This window comes from Humibacillus xanthopallidus, assembly GCF_006716675.1.
GTDB classification, from domain to species: Bacteria; Actinomycetota; Actinomycetes; order Actinomycetales; family Dermatophilaceae; genus Humibacillus; species Humibacillus xanthopallidus_B.
The window spans coordinates 851,902-871,726 of record NZ_VFPM01000001.1; the positions used below are offsets into that span (position 1 = coordinate 851,902).

The 19,825-nt window shown below is 72.3% G+C and carries 21 protein-coding genes; 6 read left to right on the plus strand and 15 right to left on the minus strand.

Annotated features, from left to right (window positions below):
- Window positions 1-32: 32 nt before the first annotated feature.
- Complete coding sequence (locus FBY41_RS03550) at window positions 33-584, minus strand: NUDIX hydrolase (RefSeq protein ID WP_141842004.1); 552 nt, start codon at window positions 582-584, stop codon at window positions 33-35.
- A gap of 35 nt (window positions 585-619) precedes the next feature.
- Here FBY41_RS03550 and FBY41_RS03555 point away from each other — a divergent pair, with 35 nt between their 5' ends.
- On the plus strand, window positions 620-1,570 hold the full coding sequence (locus FBY41_RS03555) for a 1,4-dihydroxy-2-naphthoyl-CoA synthase (protein WP_141842005.1): 951 nt from the start codon (window positions 620-622) through the stop codon (window positions 1,568-1,570).
- 64 nt (window positions 1,571-1,634) lie between these two features.
- On the opposite strand, the gene FBY41_RS03560 is transcribed toward FBY41_RS03555, so the two are convergent.
- From FBY41_RS03560 to FBY41_RS03570, 3 genes are read right to left on the minus strand one after another with little or no spacing between them, the layout of a single operon-like run.
- Window positions 1,635-2,579 (minus strand): hypothetical protein, encoded by a 945-nt coding sequence (locus FBY41_RS03560; protein ID WP_141842006.1) that lies wholly within the window; start codon window positions 2,577-2,579, stop codon window positions 1,635-1,637.
- Window positions 2,576-3,193: an RNA polymerase sigma factor gene (locus FBY41_RS03565; protein ID WP_141842007.1), complete on the minus strand. Its 618-nt coding sequence runs from the start codon at window positions 3,191-3,193 to the stop codon at window positions 2,576-2,578. Before FBY41_RS03565 ends, FBY41_RS03560 begins: the two co-directional genes overlap by 4 nt.
- Before the next feature lie 56 nt (window positions 3,194-3,249).
- Window positions 3,250-4,239 (minus strand): alpha/beta hydrolase, encoded by a 990-nt coding sequence (locus FBY41_RS03570; protein WP_141842008.1) that lies wholly within the window; start codon window positions 4,237-4,239, stop codon window positions 3,250-3,252.
- A 116-nt stretch (window positions 4,240-4,355) separates the two neighbouring features.
- Between FBY41_RS03570 and FBY41_RS03575 the strand changes: the two genes are divergently transcribed.
- The 4 genes from FBY41_RS03575 to FBY41_RS03590 all read left to right on the plus strand — a co-directional run bounded on the left by FBY41_RS03575 (window position 4,356) and on the right by FBY41_RS03590 (window position 8,581).
- On the plus strand, window positions 4,356-6,005 hold the full coding sequence (locus tag FBY41_RS03575) for an MFS transporter (protein ID WP_260439538.1): 1,650 nt from the start codon (window positions 4,356-4,358) through the stop codon (window positions 6,003-6,005).
- A 43-nt stretch (window positions 6,006-6,048) separates the two neighbouring features.
- Entirely contained in the window at window positions 6,049-7,233 is a 1,185-nt protein-coding gene (gene menE, locus FBY41_RS03580; RefSeq protein ID WP_141842009.1) for an o-succinylbenzoate--CoA ligase, read from the plus strand.
- 98 nt (window positions 7,234-7,331) lie between these two features.
- Window positions 7,332-7,595 carry a PLD nuclease N-terminal domain-containing protein gene (locus FBY41_RS03585; RefSeq protein WP_185748871.1) on the plus strand — a complete coding sequence of 88 codons (264 nt, stop codon included), beginning with the start codon at window positions 7,332-7,334 and terminating at the stop codon, window positions 7,593-7,595.
- 110 nt (window positions 7,596-7,705) lie between these two features.
- On the plus strand, window positions 7,706-8,581 hold the full coding sequence (locus tag FBY41_RS03590; RefSeq protein ID WP_141842011.1) for a 1,4-dihydroxy-2-naphthoate polyprenyltransferase: 876 nt from the start codon (window positions 7,706-7,708) through the stop codon (window positions 8,579-8,581).
- Here FBY41_RS03590 and FBY41_RS03595 read toward each other — a convergent pair.
- The 7 genes from FBY41_RS03595 to FBY41_RS03625 all read right to left on the minus strand — a co-directional run bounded on the left by FBY41_RS03595 (window position 8,578) and on the right by FBY41_RS03625 (window position 15,087).
- Window positions 8,578-9,888 (minus strand): AI-2E family transporter, encoded by a 1,311-nt coding sequence (locus tag FBY41_RS03595; RefSeq protein WP_185748872.1) that lies wholly within the window; start codon window positions 9,886-9,888, stop codon window positions 8,578-8,580. The genes FBY41_RS03590 and FBY41_RS03595 overlap by 4 nt on opposite strands.
- 129 nt (window positions 9,889-10,017) lie before the next feature.
- Window positions 10,018-10,425, minus strand: coding sequence for a DUF4229 domain-containing protein (locus FBY41_RS03600; RefSeq protein ID WP_141842013.1), 408 nt, complete (start codon window positions 10,423-10,425; stop codon window positions 10,018-10,020).
- A 1-nt stretch (window position 10,426) separates the two neighbouring features.
- Window positions 10,427-11,416: a c-type cytochrome biogenesis protein CcsB gene (gene ccsB / locus FBY41_RS03605; protein ID WP_141842014.1), complete on the minus strand. Its 990-nt coding sequence runs from the start codon at window positions 11,414-11,416 to the stop codon at window positions 10,427-10,429.
- A complete protein-coding gene (resB, locus tag FBY41_RS03610; protein WP_141842015.1) occupies window positions 11,413-13,038 on the minus strand; it encodes a cytochrome c biogenesis protein ResB in 1,626 nt (541 codons plus the stop codon). Before resB ends, ccsB begins: the two co-directional genes overlap by 4 nt.
- A 1-nt stretch (window position 13,039) precedes the next feature.
- Window positions 13,040-13,783 carry a cytochrome c biogenesis CcdA family protein gene (locus tag FBY41_RS03615; protein WP_141842016.1) on the minus strand — a complete coding sequence of 248 codons (744 nt, stop codon included), beginning with the start codon at window positions 13,781-13,783 and terminating at the stop codon, window positions 13,040-13,042.
- 9 nt (window positions 13,784-13,792) lie between these two features.
- Complete coding sequence (locus FBY41_RS03620; protein ID WP_141842017.1) at window positions 13,793-14,407, minus strand: TlpA family protein disulfide reductase; 615 nt, start codon at window positions 14,405-14,407, stop codon at window positions 13,793-13,795.
- Entirely contained in the window at window positions 14,407-15,087 is a 681-nt protein-coding gene (locus FBY41_RS03625; RefSeq protein ID WP_141842018.1) for a histidine phosphatase family protein, read from the minus strand. Before FBY41_RS03625 ends, FBY41_RS03620 begins: the two co-directional genes overlap by 1 nt.
- A gap of 147 nt (window positions 15,088-15,234) precedes the next feature.
- On the opposite strand from FBY41_RS03625, the gene FBY41_RS03630 reads away from it, so the two are divergent.
- Window positions 15,235-15,852 carry a LysE family transporter gene (locus FBY41_RS03630; RefSeq protein WP_141842019.1) on the plus strand — a complete coding sequence of 206 codons (618 nt, stop codon included), beginning with the start codon at window positions 15,235-15,237 and terminating at the stop codon, window positions 15,850-15,852.
- A gap of 133 nt (window positions 15,853-15,985) precedes the next feature.
- Here the strand turns inward: FBY41_RS03630 and FBY41_RS03635 are convergent, their stop codons facing one another.
- The 4 genes from FBY41_RS03635 to hemB all read right to left on the minus strand — a co-directional run bounded on the left by FBY41_RS03635 (window position 15,986) and on the right by hemB (window position 19,822).
- Complete coding sequence (locus FBY41_RS03635; protein WP_185748873.1) at window positions 15,986-16,606, minus strand: antibiotic biosynthesis monooxygenase; 621 nt, start codon at window positions 16,604-16,606, stop codon at window positions 15,986-15,988.
- Between the two features lie 207 nt (window positions 16,607-16,813).
- Window positions 16,814-18,148 (minus strand): glutamate-1-semialdehyde 2,1-aminomutase, encoded by a 1,335-nt coding sequence (gene hemL, locus FBY41_RS03640; protein WP_141842020.1) that lies wholly within the window; start codon window positions 18,146-18,148, stop codon window positions 16,814-16,816.
- A 166-nt stretch (window positions 18,149-18,314) separates the two neighbouring features.
- Window positions 18,315-18,812 (minus strand): MarR family winged helix-turn-helix transcriptional regulator, encoded by a 498-nt coding sequence (locus FBY41_RS03645; RefSeq protein WP_185748874.1) that lies wholly within the window; start codon window positions 18,810-18,812, stop codon window positions 18,315-18,317.
- 38 nt (window positions 18,813-18,850) lie between these two features.
- A complete protein-coding gene (gene hemB, locus FBY41_RS03650; protein WP_141842021.1) occupies window positions 18,851-19,822 on the minus strand; it encodes a porphobilinogen synthase in 972 nt (323 codons plus the stop codon).
- Between the last annotated feature and the right edge of the window lie 3 nt (window positions 19,823-19,825).

A 19,825-nucleotide genomic window follows, 5' to 3' on the forward strand; every position in this document is an offset into this window, starting at 1 on the left:
CCGCGCAGCGAAGACGCCCGCGACCGGGCCTCTCAGCCGAGGCGCACGTCGCGCGGGTTCTCCACGGCGACGGCGATCCGGTCGAGGAAGCGCTGAGCCATCTCCGGCAGGGCGTCGAGTGCGAACCAGCCCGCCTCGGTCGCCTCGTCGTCACCGGGCGCCGGATCGCCCGAAACCCACCGGCACCGGAAGGTGTGGTCGAGGTACTGCCCGAGGTCGCCGTTGACGTGCGTGACGACGCCGGTCGCCGACACCCACACGAGACGCTCGACCTCCGCGACGACGCTCGCCTCCTCCGCCACCTCGCGGACCGCGGTGACGTGCGGGTGCTCCCCCGGGTCGACGATCCCCGTCACCGGGGTCCACGCGCCGTTGTCCGACCGCCGCACGAGCAGCACCTCCTGAGGCGCCCCAGCACCGTCAGCTCCCCCAGCCCCGCCGGCTCCCCGAGCCGCGCCGGCTCCCCCGGAGTCGCCGGCTCCCCCAGCACCGTCGCGCAGCACGACCGCCGTGACGCCCGGCATCCACAGCAGCTCCCGGCCGACCATGGTGCGCAGGTGGGAGACGTAGGGAGGGATCGGCATACGGGCGAGGCTAGCCCCGTCGGTAGGGTCGGTCCGTGAGCAGCGAGCGCAGCGTGTCCGACATCTTCGACCCGACCGAGTGGGAGGCCGTCGAGGGCTTCGAGCTCACCGACATCACCTACCACCGCCGCCGGGCGGTCGCCGGGCGCCCGCACGCGGAGTCGGGTGTCGTGCGCATCGCCTTCGACCGGCCCGAGGTGCTCAACGCCTTCCGGCCGCACACCGTCGACGAGCTCTACCGCGCGCTCGACCACGCCCGGATGACTCCCGACGTCGGCGTCGTGCTCATCACCGGCAACGGCCCCAGCCCCAAGGACGGCAAGTGGTCCTTCTGCTCCGGCGGTGACCAGCGCATCCGCGGCCGCTCGGGCTACCAGTACGCCGAGGGCGAGACGGCGGACACCGTCGACACGGCGCGCACGAAGGCCCAGGGCGGACGCCTGCACATCCTCGAGGTCCAGCGGCTCATCCGCACGATGCCCAAGGTCGTCATCGCCGTCGTGCCGGGCTGGGCGGCCGGCGGCGGCCACTCGCTCCACGTCGTCTGCGACCTGACGATCGCGAGCCGCGAGCACGCCCGTTTCAAGCAGACCGACGCCGATGTGGGCAGCTTCGACGCCGGCTACGGCAGCGCCTACCTTGCCAAGATGGTCGGCCAGAAGTTCGCTCGCGAGATCTTCTTCCTCGGTCGCACCTACTCGGCCGACGACATGCACCGCATGGGCGCCGTCAACATCGTCGCCGACCACGCCGACCTCGAGCGCGAGGCCCTCCAGGTGGCGACCGAGATCATGGGCAAGAGCCCCCAGGCGCAACGCATGTTGAAGTTCGCCTTCAACCTCACCGACGACGGGCTCATGGGCCAGCAGGTCTTCGCCGGCGAGGCGACCCGCCTCGCCTACATGACCGACGAGGCCGTCGAGGGCCGCGACCAGTTCCTCGAGAAGCGCGAGCCCGACTGGTCACCCTTCCCCTGGTACTTCTGACCGCGCCGCTGGCGGACGGTCGTATGCCGCGTGGCCCGGCCCGCGGCACACGACCGTCCCGAGGTCAGCCGCCGGAGGCGGAGCCGCCAGAGGCGGCGCGACCGAGCTCCTCCGTCGTGCGACCGCTCAGCTCCTCGACCGTCACGCGACGGGTCGACCCGTCGCGGAGGGTGACGGTCGCGCCGGTGATCTCCGGTCGGCTCGCGGCGTTCTCCCGAGCCTCGGTCGTGGGCGCATCGGGCCACCAGGCCCCGAAGTGCCCGTCGCTGACCGTCGCCGTGACCGGCCCCTGCGCCACGGACTCGAGCACGACTCCGACGACGTCCGAGCCCACCTGTCCGGTGACTCCCCGGATGCTGCCCGAGGGGGTGCTGTAGACCGCGCCCAGGTCGCCGTGGAGGGAGGTGGGCGGCACCGCAGGAGCCGGCGGCGAGGCGGCGGTCGCGGCGCTCCCACCGGAGGCGACGACGTGCCCGTCCTGGACGTAGCAGGTGATGGCAGAGGGCGAGGGCCGTGAGTCCGACTCGTAGACGAGGACCAGGGAGCCACGGGCCTCGGTGAGGACCGGACGCAGACCGGACAGGTCGGTGCCGTCGTCACGCGACACGTCGTCGCGCACCCACTCGTCGCGCACCCACTCGTCGCACGCCGCCTCGGCCTCGGCGGCCGTCGCCGGCGAGAGTGGCCGGGGGGTCGCCGACCACGCGAGCGCCTCTCCCCCGCCGAACAGACGGGGTGCAGCAATCGAGCCGACGGCCACGAGGGCGACCGCACCTGCCACGGCCAGCGCGCGGCGTGCGATCGGACGAGCCGGTGCGGCACGACCCCCGGCGGGGACCGGCTGACCAGCCGGGGCCGACACGACCCGCCGCAGGATCGCCCGGGCCGCCTCGTCCTGTGCGACGTCGAGGTGCCGGTCGGTCTCGGCGGGGTCGAGGGCACGGAGGGCCGCGCCGAGGTCATGGCCACCGGGCCGGCGCGCGGTGAGGGGGGACGGGGCGGGGCTCATGTCGTGCTCCTTCGGGACGTGGTGGCGACGGATCCGCGACTCGCGGGAGAGGTCTGAGGGAGCGCCCCGGCGTGGGCGCGGAGGGCCCTCCGTGCCCGGCTCAGCCTCAGCCGGTAGGCGACGGGCGAGATGCCGAGCACTCGGGCAGCGCGGGGCGCATCGAGCCCGTCCCAGACCGTGAGCGCGAGCGCCTCCTGGTGGACCGGGGACAGGCGCGACCAGGCCCGGGCGAGGTCCACCCGCCCGGCGACGAGATCCGGGTGCTCGCCACCCTCCGTCGGGTGGGCCGACGCCGGCTCCTGCGCGATCCGCACCGCGAGCGCCGCCTGCCGCCGGTCGCTGCGGCGGGCGTTGAGCATGACACCGCGGGCCACGCCGAAGACCCACGCGCGGGCGTCGTCGGCATCCCGGGGCAGGTCCTCGAGCCGGCGCCACACGACGACGAACGTCTCGGACACGACGTCGTCGGCGTGGGACGGGTGGACCCGGCGCTCGGCGAAACGACGGAGCGGGGTGTACGTCTGCTCGAAGAGCGTGGTGAAGCAGCGTTCGCGGTCATCGCTCGGCGGACCGGTGTCGTGTCCACCGTCCGGCGGGCTCTCGTGTGTGCTCATGTCCAGTCCTGTCCGGCTACGCGGCAGGTGTGTCAGCTCGTCGGCTGGTCCCTTCGTCAGCTCGTCGGCAGTGACGCCATGAGGGCCACGGTGGCGTCGACGATCTGGCGCTGGGCGTCCTCGCGACTCACACCCGGCGTGCCGTCGCCGGGCTGCTCGCCGTAGTCGCCGAAGAAGGCGTGCACACCGCCCTCGACGACGGTGTATGCCGCGTCGCCGGGCAGGTCGACCCGGCTCGCCTCGATGTCGGCGGGCGTCGCGAGCGCGTCGGCGGAGCCCGAGATCGAGGCGACCTGAAGGCCGCTCTGGGCGAGCGACCCGAGCGGGTAGGAGGCCCAGAGCACGAGGCCGCGGACCGTGTCGGTGTGCGAGCCGGCATACGACGACGCCGCGACGCCGCCGAGGCTGTGGCCGCCAACGGCCCACGTTCGGACCTCGGGGTGGGCTGCGATGGCAGCGGCCGGGGCGTCGATCGCGAGGAAGCCGATGTCGAAGGGCTGCTTGACGATGACGACGAGGACGCCGCTGCGGCTCACCTCGGTCAGCATCGGCACGTAGGCCCGTGGGTCGACGCGCGCACCGGGCTGGAAGACGAGTCCCCTTGTCGCAGAATCGGTCTCGGGAGTCAGGGTGATCGTCGTCGTGGCGTCCGTGACGCGCACGTCAGCCGTGCCCGACATGGCGGCGATCGCGGGCGGGGTGGCCGAGAACGGCACGAGGTAGACGAGCGAGCCGACGACCGCGACGGTCGCCACCCCCGCGAGGGTGCGGCCGAGCACGCGTGGCCAGCGCCGCCGTGACGGAGTGCCCGCTCGAGGGCCGCGCCGGTGCAGGAGGAGTGCTCGCACGACGAGCAGGGCCCCGACGACACCCGTCGCGACAAGGGTGACCAGGTGCGCCGGATGACCGGCGCGCAGCACCGACCAGCTGATCGCGGAGAACCACGCCGCGGCGCCGAGCAGCACGCAGCCCAGCAGTGCCGACCAGACCACGGCGAAGCGGGTCGTGCGAGGGCTCGGGTCGGGCGGGGTCGGCGCGTCGCTCACGCCGCGAGCGTATGCCGCCGCGCGCCTCAGGGACGCGAGCCCGGGTGCCCGGGTGTCGCGGGACTGACCCGGGTGTCCGGGGCCCGGCAGGCCCGCCGACAGGGGAGGATGATGAGGTGGATCCTCGCGACGACGGCACCGGCGGGCAGGAGCGACCCGCCCGCGCCGGTGACGGCGCGCCCGACGTGCCCGACGTGCCCGACGTGCCGGAGGGCGGCCGGCCGGCCGGCTTCCAGCGGCGTCCACGCGAGGCAGCGGCCGACGCGACCCGCGCCGTGGGCCGCGGCATCGGGCGGGCCGCGACGGGAGCCGTGCACGTGACGGCCCGCTCCGGCCGGTATGCCGCTCGGCGGGTCCACGCCTACACGCACGCCGGCGGCGCCGGCGAGAGCGGTCTCGCACGGATGACCGAGTTGCACGCGAGCCACACCGCGGGTGACACCGTGATGATGCTCGCGCTCGCCGGCATCCTCTACCTCAACCCCCAGACGGCGCAGGCCCGCAGCGAGGTCGCCGCCTTCCTGCTGCTGACGATGGTGCCCTTCGTCCTCCTCGCGCCGTTCATCGGCCCCCTGCTCGACCGCTTCAGCCACGGGCGGCGCTGGGCCATCGGCACGACGACCGCGGTGCGGGCCTTCCTCTGCTGGGTGCTCGCGGAGGCGATCGGCGGCAACAGCGGGTGGCTCTTCCCGGCGGCGCTCGCCTGCCTCGTCGCCTCGAAGGCCTACAACGTCACCCGGGCGGCGGCCGTGCCGCGCCTGCTGCCCCCCGGCACGACGCTCGTCGCGGCGAACTCCAGGGTCTCGATGGCCGGTGTCGTCGGAGCGGTGATCGGTGCCGCCGTCGGTGGCCTCGCCCTCCTCGCCGGCCCGGCGTGGGCCCTCCGGGCCGCTTTCGTGATCTTCGCCTTCGGCACGGTGCAGGCCATCCGGCTCCCGGCGCAGGTCGACTCGGCGGAGGGCGAGCTCAACCCGGAGGACACCGTCCCGATCCGCACCCGACCGGAGGGCGCCGGGGCGGTGGGCACCGCAACGGTGGGCATGGTGGGCACGGTGGGCACGGAGCCGGCCACCCGGCATACCCCCGCGGTGGAGCGAGGCGACGACGAGGCGCTGACGGTCGACTCGCTCGGCCCGGTCGGGCGCTTCCGGCGGCGCAAGGCGGCGATCCCGTGGCCGGTCATGCACTCGATGTGGTCGACGGGTGGCACGCGCGTGCTCACCGGCTTCTTCATCCTCTACCTCGCGTTCCTCACCAAGGAGGCGCCGATCGACGGGCTCAGCGGGCCGCTCGTGATCGGTCTCGTCGCCGTCGCGATCGGCATCGGCAATGCGCTCGGGAGCGTGCTCGGCGGAGTCGTGCAGGCCACCCACCCCGAACGCACGGCGATGCTCTCGGTCCTCGGCGCCACGGTCGTGTGCATCGCGACGGGCATCTGGTACGGCATCTGGACCCTCGTGCTCCTCGGCTTCGCGCAGGGGCTCTCGGCCCAGCTCGCCAAGCTGTGCTTCGACGCACTCGTCCAGCGCGACGTGCCCGAGCGGGTGCGCACGTCGGTCTTCGGCTGGTCGGAGACGATGCTCCAGATGCTCTGGGTCGTCGGCGGCGCCCTCGGCATCGTGCTGCCGCTCGAGCCGCACATCGGCTTCTCGGTGTGCGCCCTCGCCCTCGTGTGGACCATCGTCATGGCGGCGCGCCAGCGGCGTCGCGCCGAGCTCGACCCGCCCCGCTCGCCGTCGCGGCTGCGTCACCCACGCCGGGCGTGAGCCCCTGCGGAGCGCTCCCGGGCGCACACGGCAGAATGCCGTCATGACCGGAGCGGCTCTGCAGCCCCTCGCCGTACCCCTGGGCGACGACGTCCTGTCGCTGCTGCCCCGTCTCGAGGCCGCTCTCGAGGGTGGCGCCCCCGTGCTGCCGTATGCCGCGGGCTCCCCCGTGCCCCTCATCGGCCGTCACGATCCTGCCGACCTCCCCGACGGGCTCGCGCTGGCGGTGGGCACGTCCGGCTCGACCGGCCGGCCGAAGCGGGCGCTGCTGACCGCCGAGGCGTTGTCGCGCTCGGCCTCGGCGACCCACCAGGTGCTCGGCGGCAGCGGGGCGTGGCTGCTCGCCATGCCCGCCCACCACATCGCGGGGCTCCAGGTGCTCCTGCGCTCGATCGCCGCCGGCACCGACCCCGTCGTGCTCGACCTGCGCGACGGCTTCACGGCCGCGCGATTCGCCGAGGCCACCGCCAAGCTGAGGCCGTCGGGAGCGGCCCGGCGCCGATACACCGCTCTCGTGCCCACGCAGCTCGGCCGGCTGCTCGACGACGAGGCCGGACTCGAGGCCCTGGCGGCCTATGACGGCGTGCTCGTCGGCGGCGCCGCGACCCCGACCGCCATGGTCGAGCGCGCCCGGGCGGCGGGGGTGGCCCTCAGCCTGACCTACGGCATGAGTGAGACCGCCGGGGGCTGCGTCTACGACGGGATGCCCCTGCCGGTCAGCCGGGCGCACGTCGACAACGACCGCCACGTCGTGCTCGGCGGTGACACCGTCGCCCACGGCTACCTCGGCGAGCCGCGGCTGACCGCCGACGCCTTCACGGTCGACCCCGACGGCGTGCGGTGGTTCCGCACCGACGACCTCGGCCACTTCGACGACGACGGCCTGCTCGTCATCGACGGTCGCGCCGACGACGTCATCAACAGCGGTGGCCTCAAGATCAACCCCGGCGTCGTCGAGGACGCGATGTCGCGCCACCTCGACGACGTGGTCGACGTCGTCGTGCTGGGGCTGCCCGACCCCGAGTGGGGCGAGAGCGTCTGCGCCGCGGTCACCCTGCTCGACCCGACCGGGCATCTCACGACCCGTGAGGTGCGCGAGAGGCTGCGCGGCATCCTCCCCGAGGCCGCCCTGCCGCGACGCGTGCTCGTCCTCTCGAGCATCCCCCAGCGCGGCCCCGGAAAGCCCGACCGCGCCGCGATCCGGCATGCGATGCAGGAGCGGGCCTGACCGGTGGCAAGATGGGGGCATCCCCACCAGGTCCGACCAGGCGCCGCCAGGTGCCGACAGGGCTGCGAGGTGCCAAGGCGCCGACCCGAGGAGTTGCCGTGCTGCGTGTCGTGTTCATCGCCATCGTGGTGTTCGCGACGATCTACGCGCTCGTCGACTGCATCCAGACCGACCGACGCCAGGTGCGCATCATGCCCAAGCCCGTGTGGCTCCTCGCCGTGCTCGTGCCGGTGGCCGGGCCGCTCGCGTGGTTCTTCGGCGGGCGCGCGACCGCGCCTGGTGGCCCGACCCGCGGGTCGGGTGGGCGTCCTACCGGTCCGCGGGGGCCCGACGACGACCCCGACTTCCTGCGTCGCCTCTGACCCCCGTGTGTCGCCGGGGGTGGTGACAGCGCACGCCTGCAGGTGACGGCAGAATGACCGCTGACGCGCCCCACGCCCCACCGACCCGACGCGAAGGACACCTCAGGACCATGGCCACCCTCTCCCAGTGGATCGAGGGTGCCCGGCCCCGCACCCTGCCCGCGGCCGTGTCGCCCATCCTCGTCGGCACGGGCGCGGCGTACCAGACCGGGCACATCGTCTGGGCCTACGCCATCCTCGCCCTCGCCGTCGCCCTGCTGCTGCAGGTCGGCGTCAACTACGCCAACGACTACTCCGACGGCATCCGCGGCACCGACGAGGTGCGGGTCGGGCCCGTGCGCCTCGTCGGGCAGCGACTGGCCGAGCCCCGCTCGGTCAAGATCGCCGCCTTCACGGCCTTCTTCTTCGCCGGCCTGCTGGGGCTCGCCCTCGTCGGGCTCTCCGGTCTGTGGGTGATGATCCCGATCGGTGCCGCTGCGATCCTCGCGGCGTGGTACTACACCGGCGGGTCGCGGCCCTACGGCTACCTCGGGCTCGGCGAGGTCTTCGTCTTCGTCTTCTTCGGCCTCGTCGCCACCCTCGGCACGATGGCGACGATGACCTCCCTGACCGCAGCCGGCTGGTGGGGAGCGATCGGGGTCGGGTCGCTGGCCTCGGCCATCCTCGTCGCCAACAACCTGCGCGACATCCCGACCGACCGCGAGCACGGCAAGCGGACGCTCGCGGTCCGCATGGGCGAGCGTGGCACGCGGATCTTCTACGTCGCCCTCGTCGCGGTGGCCTTCGTCATGACCGGCCTCGCGTCCTTCACCTCGCCGTGGGCCCTGCTTGCCGTCCTGGCCGCGCCGTTCATGGTGAAGCCCATGCAGGCCGTCGTCGGTGGGGCGACCGGTCCGGGGCTCATCCCTGCCCTTGCCGGGACCGGCCGCTTCCAGCTCGTCTGGTCGGCGCTGCTCGCGGTCGGCCTCGCCCTCGGCAAGGTCTAGTCGGCCTCGTCGTCGTCGGCCACGTCGTCGTCGGCCTCGTCGTCATCCTCGTCGTCGGAGGGCTGGAGCGATGCGAGCTCCGGCACGAGCTCGTGCCGCTGGCGGAAGGTGTCGAGGATCGCGAGGAGCACCGCCGCCACCGGGATGCCGATGACGGCCCCGATCGCGCCGAAGAGCGCAGCACCCGCGATGACCGAGCCGAGCGCGACGGCAGGGTGCACGTCCATCGTGCGCCGGCTGATCTTCGGGGTGAAGACGTAGTTCTCGAGCTGCTGGTAGACGGTCGCGAAGAGGGCGATCCACACCGCGTTGATCGGCTTGTCGAGCAGGGCGAACAGGGCCGGCAGCACGACTCCGATGTAGGTGCCGATCGTCGGGATGAACTGGCCGACGATGCCGGCGAAGACGCCGAGGGGCAGCCAGAAGGGCACGTCGATGAACCAGAAGAACGCCGCGTGGAAGAAGGACGACAGGGTGGCGAGCAGGACCTTGGAGACGACGTAGCCGCCGGTCTTCTCGACCGAAATCGTCCACACGGTGATGAAGACGTGCTGGAAGCGCTGCGGCAGCCACGACCCGATCGTCTGGCGCAGCCGCGGGCTGTCCGCCGAGAAGTAGTAGGCGAAGACGAGGATCGTCAACGCGTCGAAGATGAAGGTCAGCACCGAGCCGAAGATGCCGAGGATGCCGCCGCCGTACTTCCCCGCGAACTCCCCGATCCTGCTCGGCGTCAGCTCGAGCGCGTTCTGGATCTGGGCGATGTCGAAGGAGGTGTTGAAGGTGCTGTTGACCCAGTCGAGGGCCGCGGTGACGGCGCTCGGCAGCTGCTGGCCGAGCTGCGAGAGCTGCGAGAGGAAGACCTGCCCGAAGAGCTCGGCCAGGGCCGCCGTGATGATGAGCATCGCCAGCATCGTGAGGCCGGTCGCGACCCCCCGCCGCATCCCCCGGTGCGCGAGCCACAGCACCGCAGGCTCCATGGCGATGGAGAGCAGCCACGCGAGGAGCAGCAGGAGCAGGAACGAGCTCATCGCCTCGAAGGCCCACGTCGCGATCGAGAGGCCCACGAGGGCGGCCAGCACCGTGAAGACGATGCGGCGCACGTTGGCCGACGGGATGGCGATCCACTGCGGGTGGTGCTCGGAGTTCGCGCCGAGGCGACGGGCCGCCTCGCGCCGGGCGACGGTGCCGTGCTCGGCGGCATCCGCGTGGTGCCCGACGTGGTGGACACCGGAGTGCGGCGTGGGCTCGTGGCCTCCCTCGGGCGGGAGCTCGTGGCCCAGCTCGTCCTCGGGCGCGGGTCGTGTCACAGCGTCGAGCCTACGACCACAGCAACCCGCCGCTGCGTCGCCCACGCCTACCAGTTGGCTCGCGGGCGCCGCATCTCTCCCACGGCACAGGCAAACCCGTCCGAGCGGACGCCGGGACGGGTCGGCGGGTCAGCGCTCGCTGCGGGGGCGCTCCTCGCTCGGCGCGTCCGAGATGAGGTCGGCGGGGCGCTCGGCGTCGACAGCCGCACCCGTGGAGCCCGCACCGGTCGGACCAGAGGCGGTCGCCGCCGGGCCTGCCGCGGCGAGACCGGGCGTCGGCTGGCCGGCGATCTCGGCGTCCTCGTCGGCCTCGTCGCCGCTGGCCTGCGCCTTGGCAGCGAGCCTGGCCTCGTGGCGCTCGACGAGCTTGGCGGTCATCTCGTCACGCATGCCGCGCAGGAGCACGTAGGACAGCGCCGCCGAGGCGATCGCCGACGCGGCGAGCAGCAGCACCGGGTTGTCGCGCAGCCCGATGAGCCAGAAGAGCAGGACGAAACCGAAGAAGATCAGCAGCCGCAGCACGGTGTAGCGGGCCACGTCACCCCACCCCGGAGTAGTTGTGCATGCCGACGAAGGTCGACACGAGGTTGACGAGCGTGAAGTTGATGATGACGCAGACGAAGCCGACGAGAGCGATGAGCATCGACTTGCGGTGGTCGACGCCGGCCGTCGCGCGCGAGTGCATGTAGGCGGCGTAGACCGTCCAGATGACGAAGGTCCACACCTCCTTGGGATCCCACTGCCAGTAGGCGCCCCACGCCTGCTTCGCCCAGATGGCTCCCGCGATGAGCGTGAACGTCCAGAGGATGAAGGCCACCATGTTGAGGCTGTATGCCGTCCGCTCGAGTGCCGCTGACGACGGCAGCGACTCGACGAAGTTGGGCTTGGCCGGCGGCTTCTCCTCGCGGTGCAGGCGCACGAGGTAGACGATGCCGATGGCGAACGCGATGGTGAAGAAGGCGACGGCGATGAAGGCCACGGACACGTGGATCGCGAGCCAGTAGGACTTGAGGGCGGGCATCAGCTCGCCGGCCTCGGTGTAGAGCACGGAGAGCGCGAGGCCGAGCACGAGCAGGATCGGGCCGACGACGAAGACGCCGAGCCACTGCCAGTGGTTGCGCTTGGCCAGGAGGCTGTAGGCGACCCCCACTGCGGCCGCGCCGGCGGTCGCGAACTCGAACATGTTGCCCCACGGCGGACGCGAGACCGCGAGGCCGCGCATGACGACGGACGCGACGAGCAGCGCCGTGCCGAGGTAGGTGAGCATCAGGGCGATGTTGCCCCGCTGCCGGCTCTGGGTGCTCTCCTCGAACCCGGGCCCGGCGGCATACGGGCTCCGGCGCTCGGGTGCGCCCGGGGCACCGGCCCCGACGAGGACGCCCTCGCGCACCTCGGCGCGCTCGGCGAACTTGGAGTCGGCGACCTGCGGGGCACGCGCGGCGAGGTGCCACGTGAAGGCCAGCATGGCGAGCGTGTAGACGATCATCGACGCGTAGAGCGCGGCGTTCGCGTTGGAGGCGAGGTTCACGAGCGGTCGTTCCGTTCTGCGAGGCGGTCGTGCACGGCCGCGACGATCGCGGCGAGCCCGGCGTCGGAGTCCTTGGACAGGCCTCCGATGGAGACCACGGTAGCCGGTCGTCCGTCGTCACCCGAGGGGCTGTCGACCCCTGCGGCCCCCGGCCCGGCGGCCCGGACCCGCACGAAGACCCGGCGGCGCTTGATCGTCAGCCCGAGGATGAGCCCGGCGGTGGCGAGGACGGCGCTGACGAGGCTGATCGGCGCACCCGGGTCGGTGCGCACCGACAGGCCCGCGAAGCGCTTGACCGAGTCGAAGGTCACCGTGCCGCGGCCGCCCGGGATCTCGTAGGTCTGGCCCGGCTTGAGGCGGATGAGGGCCGGCGACCCGTCGGCCTTCGTGACCTGCGTCATCTCGTCGGTGTTGAGGGTGTAGACCGACTGGGGCGCGTCGCCGGGGAAGAGGTTGCCCTCCCAGATCGACAGGGCGACCTCGGGGTCCTTGGCGTCGGGGAAGAGCGAGGCGGGGCCGTGCACGAAGGTCGGCTCCGCCGTCGGCAGGAAGAAGCCGGTGAGGCCGAGCTGCTTCGGCGAGGCGGACGGCACCTTGATGACGCCCACCGAGCGGTAGTTGCCGTCCTGGGGCAGGAAGGGCGTCGCCTCGCGGTAGAGGATCTCGCCCTTCGCGTCGCGCACCGTGATGACGGGGGTGTAGCCGTTGCCGAGCAGGAAGATGTCGGCGCCGTCGACGGTGATCGGGTGGTTGACCGACACCGACTCCTTCGTCGCCGCGGCACCGGGCTCGCGCTGGAGGGTCGTGTAGGCCGTGAACTCCTTGGGCATGCCGAAGCCGCGCCCGGGGGCCTCGTTGAACTGCACGTCGAGGCGGTCGAGCCCGAGGACGAAGGGCGGGAGGCTCTCGGTGTCGACCCAGGGGCCGGGCGAGATCGTGTTGTAGGTGCCGGCCGACGAGGCGAACTTGTCGCCCTCGGCGAGGATGATGTCGCCGCGCCAGCCGAAGACGTGGCCGACCGCCATGCCGACGATGATGCCCGTGAGCGCGAGGTGGAAGACGAGGTTGCCGGTCTCGCGCAGGTAGCCAGACTCGCCGGAGAGGCTCGTCGCGTCGTGGGAGTGCAGGCGGAACCGCTTGCCGCCCAACACCTCCCGCGCGACGGCGAGCGCCTCGTCCTGCGACAGGTCGGTGACGACCTCGGCGTGCTCGTCGAGCCGCGAGAGCCGGGCCGGAGCGCGCGGCGGCGTGGCGCGCAGCGCGGCGAGGTGCACCCTGGTGCGCGGCACGATGCAGCCGACGAGGGAGACGAAGAGCAGGAGGTAGATCGCCGAGAACCACGGCGAGGAGTAGACGTCGAAGAAGCCGAGCCGGTCGAGCCACGGAGAGGTCGTGGGGTTCTGAGCGATGTAGTCGGCGACGCGGCCGGCATCGATGTTGCGCTGCGGGAAGATCGAGCCGGGCACGGCCGCCACCGACAGGAGCAGCAGGAGGAAGAGCGCGGTGCGCATGCTCGTCAGCTGGCGCCAGGCCCAGCGGACCCAGCCGAGCGCGCTGAGCCTGGGCAGCGACGGGTCGGGTTGGGTGCGCTTGCGCGGCCGCGGCGGGGTCTCGGTCGTCATCTCAGATCGCCACCTGGAAGCCGCTGACGAGCTGTACCTGGAGCCACACGATGACGTCCTCCCAGACCCCGGTGACCATGAGCAGGCCCACCGCCACGAGCATGACGCCACCGACCGTCTGCAGTGCCCGGCGGTGCTCACGCAACCAGTCGCTGGCGCGGCCGGCGCGCTCCCAGAGGGCGGCCATGAGCACGAAGGGCAGGCCGAGGCCGATGGAGTAGACGGCGGCCAGTGCGAGGCCCCGGCCGATCGAGCCCGACTGCGCCGACAGCGGCGCGGCCATCGCCTGGATGGCGCCGAGGGTCGGGCCCATGCACGGCGACCAGCCGATGGCGAAGGCAGCCCCGAGCAGCGGAGCCCCGGCGAGACCGGCACGCGGGCGCCAGCTGACCGGTGCGGCATACGACCGGCCGAGGCCGAGGAACATCAGGCCCATGACGAGCACGACGGCGCCACCCACGCGCATCAGCGCAGCCTGGTGCTCGCGGAAGGCGAGCCCGATCGTCGACACGGCCGCGGCGGCGACGAGGAAGACGGCGGTGAAGCCGAGCACGAAGAGCACCGCGCCGAGCACGAGCCGGCCGCGGGAGCGCCGCTCGAGGGAGACGTCGGACAGTCCCGTGACGTAGCCGAGGAAGCCGGGCACGAGCGGCAGCACGCACGGCGAGGCGAACGACACGAAGCCGGCCACGAGGGCCACGGCAGCCGCGATGACGAGCGAGCCCGTGGCGATCTGCGCGTCCATGGGGGTGCCTCAGGCCCTCTCGTCGATGGCGTCGTCGATGAGACCGAGGAGCGTCGTCGTCGTGACCGGCCCGGAGACGCGGGCGGCGATGCGGCCCTGCGCATCGAGCACGAGCGTCGTCGGGGTCGCGGACGCCTTGCCCTGGAGGGAGAGGATCGGCACTCCCCCGTCGTAGGCGAGCGAGGGGTAGGTGACTTTGTTGGCCTTCTGGAAGGCGAGGCCGGTCTCGGGGCTCTCGAGCTTGTCGAGGCCGACGAAGTCCACCTTCTTGCCGTCGGCCTGGACCTTCTCCCACGCCTTCTGCAGCGCCGGGGTCTCCTCGATGCACGGCGGGCACCACGAGCCCCACACGTTGACGACGACGACCTTGCCGGCCCGGTCGGCGAGGCTCCAGGGCTGGCCCTCGAGGGTCGTGCCCGACAGCGCGACCGGCGCGCCGCGCTCGGAGACCGCGAGCTGCTCGATCGAGCCGTCACCGGCGACGTAGCCCTTGCGGTCTCCCGAGCGGGCCTGCTCCTCGACCGAGTTGGGGTCGGTCGAGCAGGCCGCGGTGACGGTCACGAGACCACCGGCGATGGCGAGGGCGCCCCACCTCAGTGCGGTGCGCCGGGCGGGTTGGCGCATCAGGCGCCCACGCTCTTGCTGGCCTGCCCGAGGAGGGCGCCGGCCGGCTCGGAGTAGGTGATCGACGAGAGCTCCTCGCCGGAGTACGTGAGCGAGGTGAGGGAGGCGAGCGTGCACTCCCGGTGGCGCGGGTCGTGCCAGAGGTGGTGGCCGGCGAGCTTGTTGCGCGCCGTCCAGATCGGCAGCTGGTGGCTCACGATGACGGCCTCGTGACCGTGGGCGGACCGACGGACATCCTCGATGGCGGCGATCATGCGCGCCGCGATCTCCTCGTAGGGCTCGCCCCACGACGGCTTGCGGGGGTTGCTGAAGAGGTGCCAGTTGCGCGGGTGGAGGAGGTCGGCCATGCCGACCGAGCGACCCTCGAAGTGGTTCGCGGCCTCGATGACGCGCTCGTCGGTCTCGATCGGCAGCTCGTGGTCGGCGGCGAGGGGCGCTGCCGTCTGCTGGGCGCGCTCGAGCGGCGAGGCGACGACGTGGGTGATGTCGTTGGGCTCGAGGTGCCGGGCGACGACCGTCGCCATCTGCTGCCCGAGGTCGGAGAGCCGGTAGCCCTCGAGCCGTCCGTAGAGCAGTCCCTCGGGGTTGTGGACCTCCCCATGGCGCATGAGGTGCACGACCGTCAGCTCGGGGGCGTCGGCCGTCCCGTCCGCTGGCATCCCGGTCGTGCTCGCACTCATGGTCGACAGTCTCTCAAACGCGCAGGCCAGGACCGAATCCGCTCCGGCGGGGTGGGGAGGGCGGCGTGCCCGAACAGGGCGGGCGGCACGTCGGCGGCAGGTGGACGCCACCGGACGGCATACCGGCTGGGTCGTAGGATCCGCGTCGTGTCGTGGTCACTGTGGCTCACCCTCGTCGCCGCCGGCGCGCTCATCTCGTTCACCCCCGGGGCCGGCGCGATCAACACGATGGCCAACTCGCTCGGGTCCGGGTGGACGCGTTCGATCTGGGGCATCCTCGGGCAGCAGGTCGCACTCGTGGCGCACATCGCCATCGTGGCTGCCGGCGTAGGGGTGCTCGTCGCGGGCTCACCCGTGCTCTTCGGCGTCATCCGGTATGCCGGTGCGGCCTACCTCGTCTATCTAGGTGTGCGCCAGTTCCGTTCTCGCGCAAAGGCGGTCACCATCGGCGAGACCGAGCCGGAGGCCGCGGGGTCGATGTTCCGCCGGGGGCTGCTCGTGAACCTCACCAACCCGAAGGCCGTCGTCTTCTTCCTCGCCTTCATGCCGCAGTTCATCGTCACCGACCGTCCGCTGCTGCCGCAGTATGCCGTGCTCGCCGCCACTGTCGTCGCCATCGACGTCGTCGTCATGTGGTTCTTCTTCGCCGCGGCCGCCCGCGGGCTCGGGCGCCTCGCCCGGCGCGAGAAGGGGCAGCGCACGCTGAACCGGGTCTTCGGTGGCCTCTTCGTCGGCGTCGGCGTGCTCCTCGCGACCGTCCACTGACGGTGACGCGGGTGACATCGCTCACCTCGCATCCCCATCCCGGGGCCTCCCCGCGCAGCCCGCACACACACCCACCTTCGTTCGCGGTGGTCGCGGCGCCCACGTGGGGGTCGCGACCACCGCGAGACGGCCGTCAGACGAGCTCGGGGACGTCGAGGTGGGCGACGGCGAGCGAGAACTCCCCCACCTCGGTGATACGCATGCCCGTCTCCTGGGCGAGGTCTGCCCGCAGTCCGATGGCGGCGTCACGCGTGACAGCCATCGCCGGCTCCGAGTCGTAGGTCACGGTGAGGCAGCCGCGCCCCGACGGCCGGTCGACGAAGAGGCTCGCGCTGCAGAAGCCCTCGAGCTGCTCGACGTGCGGCATGATCCCCATCTTGAAGGCGTCGATGACCCGCTCGACCGCTGCCGGGTCGCAGGCGGTCCACGTCACCCGCGCGCAGGCGCCGTCAGCCGCGCGGTGGTCGCGGTGGAGGTAGGCGACCTCCCACTCGTCGACGGTGGCCTCGCCGCCCATCATGGCCGCCGCCTCGGCGCGCATCGACATGACGGCTCCGGCCGTGGCCTTCATCGCGTCCTCGTCGCGCCACGCGGTCGTCACGATGCAGCGTCCGGTCGCGCGGTCGGCGAGCACGGACATCCCGATGCACCCCTCCATCGCCCTGACCTTCGGCATCACCACGTCCCGCGCGTGCGAGATGCCCGACTCCATCATCCCCGGCTGGCCCATCACGGTCGTGGATCGTGCGTGCACGGCCCACCTCCCTCACTCGAGGCGGCACCCCGACGGCGCCGCCGTCACCGACCAGCGTCCTCCTCGACGTGGCACCTTCACAATGCCCAGCAGGACCCGGCCGTATGCCGTCCGGCGCCCGCGCGCCGCCCCCTCCCCCGGTTGGAGGTCATCCCGGCCCCCGCGTGGCGGCCGGGATCACCTCGAACGGAAGGTGGAAGGGGTGCCTCAGTCCGGGGTGGCTGCGGCACGGGCGGCCGCCGGGAGGGCGCTGAGCACGTGGTCGACGGCAGCATCGTCGTGCGCCGCCGAGACGAACCACGACTCGAAAGCGCTCGGCGGCAGGTGCACGCCCTGCCCGAGCATCGCGTGGAAGAAGCGGCGGAAGGCGTCGGTGTCCTGGTCGCGGGCGTCGTCGTAGCCGGTCACGGCTGCGTCGCGGAAGAAGACGGAAAACATCGAGCCGGCCCACTGGATCGTGTGCGGCACCGACGCGCTCGTCAACGCTGCCGACGTCGCGTCGGCGATGGCGCGGCTGACGACGTCGAGCCTGGCGTAGACCTCCGGGGTGCAGCCGCGCAGGGTCGCGAGGCCGGCCGCCGACGCGACGGGGTTACCGGAGAGCGTGCCTGCCTGGTAGACGGGACCCTGCGGCGCCAGCATGGCCATGACGTCGGCTCGGCCACCGAAGGCTGCCGTCGGGAAGCCGCCGCCCATGACCTTGCCGAAGGTGTAGAGGTCTGCGGCGCCGGAGGGGTGCTCCTCGAGCCCGTGGTAGCCGGACGGCGAGCAGCGGAAGCCGGTCATCACCTCGTCGGAGATGAGCAGGGCCCCGTGGTCGGCGGTGATGCGGCGCAGCCCCTCGGTGAAGCCGGGCGCCGGAGGCACGACCCCCATGTTGCCCGGCGCCGCCTCGGTGATGACGGCAGCGATCTCGTGGCCCCGCTCTGCGAAGGCCGCCTCGAGCGCCGCGAGGTCGTTGTAGGGCAGCACGATCGTCTCGCCGGCGCTCGACCGGGGCACCCCGGCGGAGTCGGGCAGCGCGAAGGTCGCGACGCCGGAGCCGGCCGCGGCGAGGAGGGCGTCGACGTGTCCGTGGTAGCAGCCTGCGAACTTCACGACGACGTCGCGGCCGGTGAAGCCGCGGGCGAGTCGCAATGCCGACATCGTCGCCTCGGTGCCGGAGTTGACGAGACGCACCTGGTCGACGGGATCCATGCGCGAGACGATCTCCTCGGCGAGCAGCACCTCGTTCTCCGAGGGTGTGCCGAACGAGAAGCCTTTGGCCGCAGCGGAGTTCACCGCTTCAAGCACGTCAGGGTGCGCGTGCCCGAGGATCATCGGGCCCCACGAGCAGATGAGGTCGACGTAGCGGTTGCCGTCGACGTCGGTGAGCCACGGGCCGGAGGCGCTTGCCATGAAGCGCGGCGTGCCGCCGACGGCGCGGAAGGCTCGCACCGGCGAGTTGACGCCGCCCGGGATGACCCGGGTCGCGCGCTCGAGCAGGGCTGCGGACGCCGGGACGTCGGTGGTCGGCTGGGGGGTCACGATGGGCGAGCTCATGACCCCAGTCTCCCAGCCGTGCGCCGGGACCCCCACCGCCCCCTCCAGTCGAGTGCCCACTTCCCCACCGTCAGGAACTGAGCACTCGACGCCGGAGAAGTCGAGTGCCCACTTCCCCACCGTCAGGAACTGAGCACTCGACGGTGGAGAGGACGAGGGGCCCCGGTCAGCGGCCGCTCGTGCCGTCCGGGTCGAGGTGGTCGCGCACGATCGCCATGGCGTCGCCGATGGCCTGGAACTGCTCGGGCGTCATGATGTCGACGAGGTTGTCGCGCACGCTCTCGACGTGCACCGCCGCGATGTCACGCACCGCGGCGAGGCCGCCCGGGGTGAGCACGAGCTCGACCCCCCGCTTGTCGTTGGCACACTGCTCGCGCGTCACCCAGCCGCGGTCCTCGAGGCGCTTCGCGGTGTGCGTCAGGCGGCTGCGTGACTGCACGACCATCGAGGCCAGCTCCGACATGCGCAGCCGGTGGTTGTCGCTCTCGGAGAGCATCGAGATGATCTCGTACTCCGAGAGCTGCAGTCCCGACGCGTCGAGCGCGTCGTCGAGGGCCCTCTCGAGCAGTCGGGTGCCACGCAGGATGGCGCGCCAGGACGCCTGTTCCGCGTCGCTGAGCCACCGCACGTCGCCACGACCGCCATCCCCTGTTGCGGGCGCCATGGTGTCACCTCCACTCTCAACTGCCGATCGTAGTGGTGTCAGGCCAGCCATTCGGCGACGTCGAGGGCGAAATACGTCAGCACGATCTGTGCCCCCGCCCGGCGGATCGAGGTGATTGACTCGAGCGCGGCCCCCCGCAGGTCGATCCAGCCGTTCGCGGCGGCCGCCTGGATCATGGAGTACTCCCCCGACACCTGGTATGCCGCGACCGGCACCGACGCGCGCTCCGCCGCTGCTGCGACGACGTCGAGGTAGGACATCGCGGGCTTGACCATGACGATGTCGGCACCCTCGGCGATGTCGAGGTCGATCTCGCGGAGCGACTCGACGATGTTGGCCGAATCCTGTTGGTACGTACGGCGATCGCCCTGCAGGCTCGACTGCACGGCCTCGCGGAAGGGCCCGTAGAACGCGGACGCGTACTTCGCGGCGTACGCGAGGATCACGGTGTCGGTGAAGCCCTCGCTGTCGAGCGCCTCGCGGATCACGGCGACCTGGCCGTCCATCATCCCCGAGGGTGCGACGACGTGCGCTCCGGCGCGCGCCTGCGCGACGGCCATCGCGGCATACAGCTCGTTGGTGGCGTCGTTGTCGACCCGGCCACGGTCGTCGACCACGCCGCAGTGGCCGTGGTCGGTGAACTCGTCGAGGCACGTGTCGGCCATGACGACGAGATCGTCACCGACCGCGTCCCGCACGGTGCGCAGGGCGACGTTGAGGATGCCCTGCGGGTCGATGCCCCCGCTGCCGGTCGCGTCCTTGTCACGGTCGCGGGGCACGCCGAAGAGCATGATGCCGCCGAGACCCGCGTCGACGCATCGCCGCGCGACCTCGACGACGCTGACCAGAGTGTGGTGCACGACGCCGGGCATCGACGCGATCGGCGCCGGCGCGTCGATGCCGTCGGCGACGAAGACCGGCAGCACGAGGTCGCGCGGGTGCAGCCTCGTCTCGGCGACGAGGGACCTCAGGGCCGGGGTCTGCCGGAGCCGGCGCGGCCGCTCGATCATCGC